The sequence below is a fragment of the Paenibacillus sp. TAF43_2 genome, from assembly GCF_052113545.1.
In the GTDB taxonomy this organism is placed as follows: Bacteria; Bacillota; Bacilli; order Paenibacillales; family Paenibacillaceae; genus Pristimantibacillus.
In genome coordinates this window covers 1-3,256 of record NZ_JBFRDK010000327.1, presented here as the reverse complement: position 1 = coordinate 3,256, position 3,256 = coordinate 1, and the positions used below count along the sequence as shown (strand labels likewise).

Annotated in this window: 3 protein-coding genes; all 3 read right to left on the bottom strand. The window is 40.6% G+C overall.

All coding sequences use genetic code 11. The annotated features are described in order from the left end of the window. On the bottom strand, positions 1-192 hold a 192-nt coding region (locus AB4Z17_RS32945; protein WP_441964612.1), incomplete at its 3' end, for a very short patch repair endonuclease. Continuing rightward, positions 131-1,852, bottom strand: a complete 1,722-nt coding sequence (locus AB4Z17_RS32940; RefSeq protein WP_441964610.1) for a DNA cytosine methyltransferase — start codon at positions 1,850-1,852, stop codon at positions 131-133. The genes AB4Z17_RS32945 and AB4Z17_RS32940, both read right to left, overlap by 62 nt. A gap of 16 nt (positions 1,853-1,868) precedes the next feature. After that, positions 1,869-3,256: AIPR family protein (locus AB4Z17_RS32935; RefSeq protein WP_441964608.1), on the bottom strand; the 1,388-nt coding region annotated here is incomplete at its 5' end.

The window sequence follows — 3,256 nt, the reverse complement described above, 5'->3', positions numbered from 1 at the left end:
ATAATATTTGCAGCCCTCATGCGCATGCCAAAAACACCCATGAACAAATATTGCTGTTTTATATTTCGGCAGAATTAGATCAGGTTTCCCTGGCAGTTTTTTATCATGTAGTCTAAACCTAAAGCCTCTGCTATGCAGATACCTCCTGACGATCATTTCTGGCACTGTGTTCTTTGATCGGATTTTGGACATCATCTGACTCCGCTGCTCTGATGTCAACGAGTCCACCATGCACATTGCCTCCTTGCTCATTAGTTGCTAAATTGTATGTATCCAGCAACTGAGCAAGCTTTAATGCAATAGCATTAGCCATTATCGGAGGAACAGCATTTCCCACCTGCTGATATTGTGAATCTTTTGTACCAACAAACACGAAACTGTCAGGAAATGACTGCAGTCTGGCCGCTTCACGAATGCTTATTGCCCGATTTATTGTTGGATRTATCCACATTGATTTGCGTACATTCGTAACAGTTCCGCAAGGCTTGTCATACTCTAGCCGCAAGTAAATAGAATTCTGTGTTCTTTCTGGTCTTGTATAAGTATTCTCAATTAGATTGCGAGCTAAATCATGAAAGTTTTGTCCAGGCCCTAGAGCTTCAAACCGCTTCTTTGCTGTTTCTCGCGTCTCTGTTGTTGTATGATTGCACAAATTAACAGAATCGCGCAGCAGGCTCGTTAATTCCGTAACCTGATACTCTTTATCTAAACAAATAGGTTCATTTTCAGTGTTAAACCCTGGAATAACAGGCTCCAAATCTTTTATAGCATCATAAACTGTGCGATATTCCACCTGTTTATACGCCGCGGAAGGCAACTCTGGTTGAACACCGAGATCATTTCTTAATCCCATTGCAATATACCTTGCTCGTAGCTGTGGAGCTCCAAACCACGCAGCATTAAGTACTTCATCACTTATATTGTATAACTCACCCAGTCTCTTGCTGATATAATCAATTACCGAATATGATCTAACGTCAACATGTACCCCCCTCTGATCATTCCTTAAGGCGTATGTTACAATATTATTATCAAGCAGTTCTTTTGCGTGCATCATCAATCGTTGAACATTAATATAATCGGTCATCGCATGCACCGCTGCTTCGAATAATATTTCTTCTCCAGCAAATCGAATGAATGTATTCAGAGCGGTTTGCTCAAACTCGATATAATCTCTAGAGATTTCTCTGCCTCTTGGCGGGAGCTTCGATATAATCTTTATGCATTGTCTTGCTTTTTCCTTTAGCGCTTTCTTCCGTGAATCTTCTTTGCTCGAATTCTTAAGAAGCATTCGCAACGAATAAAAGGCTTTTTCGGGTAAGATTAACTCATTTAAAATATCTCTGTTAAATATATATGCATTAATATCAGCTACAGGGCATTCAACATCAAGAAGACAGATGGTTTCATTACGAATAGTTATGCCCAATCGCTCAAATTCAAATCCGTCATTGTGTGAACAATAAAAACGGTGAATATCAGACTTCAACATACGAACATTCTCCATAACAAACGCCTTTGGTCTAAGGTTTAGTATGACTTCGACATATTTCTTAACAAGACTATTATTTTGACTGACAATATGATTCTTCTGACGGTTGGCATTAGAGAATCCTTGACACGGAGGACCCCCTACTACAACATCAAACTCCCCGTATGTGCGTTGAAACAGTTCATAATCTGTAATGTCGAGAACATCGCTCAGCATTGCAGTATGTTGGTGGTTGCGCATATATGTTGCTTGGGMGTTTTCATTCTTCTCTACCGCCACAGCAATATCAAATCTGCCTGTTTGTAAAAAACCTAAGCTCATCCCGCCCGCACCTGCAAACAAATCCAATACTCTATACAACGTTATACACCTCTTTTCATTCCTCTTTCCAGCCTTCTGACACAGCCTTATTCAGCAATGAAAGCAACTTTTGGCTATGTACTGAGTTTGGCAGCTTCGCAGGCATTTGGCAAGCAATTTTTAATGATTCCGCTTCTGTATGATAGGGTATCTTCTTTTCTGCAACAAAAGACTGTACTCTTTTCCAATACTCCGCTCCATAATTAACCACTTTCGTCTGTGCTTCAATGCCAGTAACCATCTTCTGGTCTTTGCGTGCCCTTCGAGCTTCTGATTTAGCATTATCTGTATCAATAAGTACAGATTCTATATTTGTGTTCAGTGATATCTCCAGCTCTTTGATTCTATTCCAACACGCCTCTCGTTTGCACCATTGAGTTACGTTTGCAACTCCCCTAGAAGGATCTGTTATAGAGTCCAATACCGCTTTGGCTAACAAACTCAGTTGGTTAGAAATTACATTGGGGACTTCTTGTCTATTCCAAATAATCTGTAGTTCTAGAGTACGCTGTGGGAATTGAACCTTAATCAAGTGCGCCAGCAGCGCTATTGAATAGGTAACAATATTCGCACGATATCCCTGTTCATACCATGTTTGACGAGTAACCAACGTCTCAACATGCTTGAATAAAATATAAAGCGCAAGCGATTCTTGAAAATATCTTTCATTAAACGATTCATCCGACACTGACCACTCGTCATCAACCCACTGCGCAAACTCGCTAAAGTTTGATTGAGCGCCTTTACTAACTGTATGCGGTAGACCCCGCCACGAATTTCGTGCTTTGGCTAGATCAGTTTTAGTGATCAGCTGATGTTTAGGGTTTTGAATTATAAAACGATTGCGCTCGGTCTTTGTCATTCGCATTTGGGCCTGCAAGTATTGCCCCCTAGCGCGTTCATAGAACCAATGAGTATCATGCTGCGCACCACCTGTAGCTGGCGCAAAAAGTCTTCTTGATATCTGTTCCATACGAATATGAAAGGGATGGGTAGAAAAGAAATCTGCGTCACTTACCTTGTTTTGACTGTTGGATGATCGTGAAATTTTCTGCATAAGATTGTGAGTATCGTCGAGGTCCGCGTTAATCACCGTTAATTTCATCTGTAAACTAATCGAGCTTAGATCGGCTTTATCCTTGTAGCGAGCGTTAGACAGAGAAGCCGTTGTCTGCCCACCATTAATTATCTGAAAATCCTTTGCAGAAGTAATATATTTCCCTTCAGGCGTATCTTCTATTGTTACATCTACAGCAGTCGCAGAAACACCATTATTAAACGCAAAAAACATGCGCGGCGAACTAAGTATAGTTTCTCTAATCTTCTTATTAACAGCGACTTTTGTACTTAGAAACGAACGCACATTTCCTTCGAGCAACTGAGCACCATAGCGATCATATACAT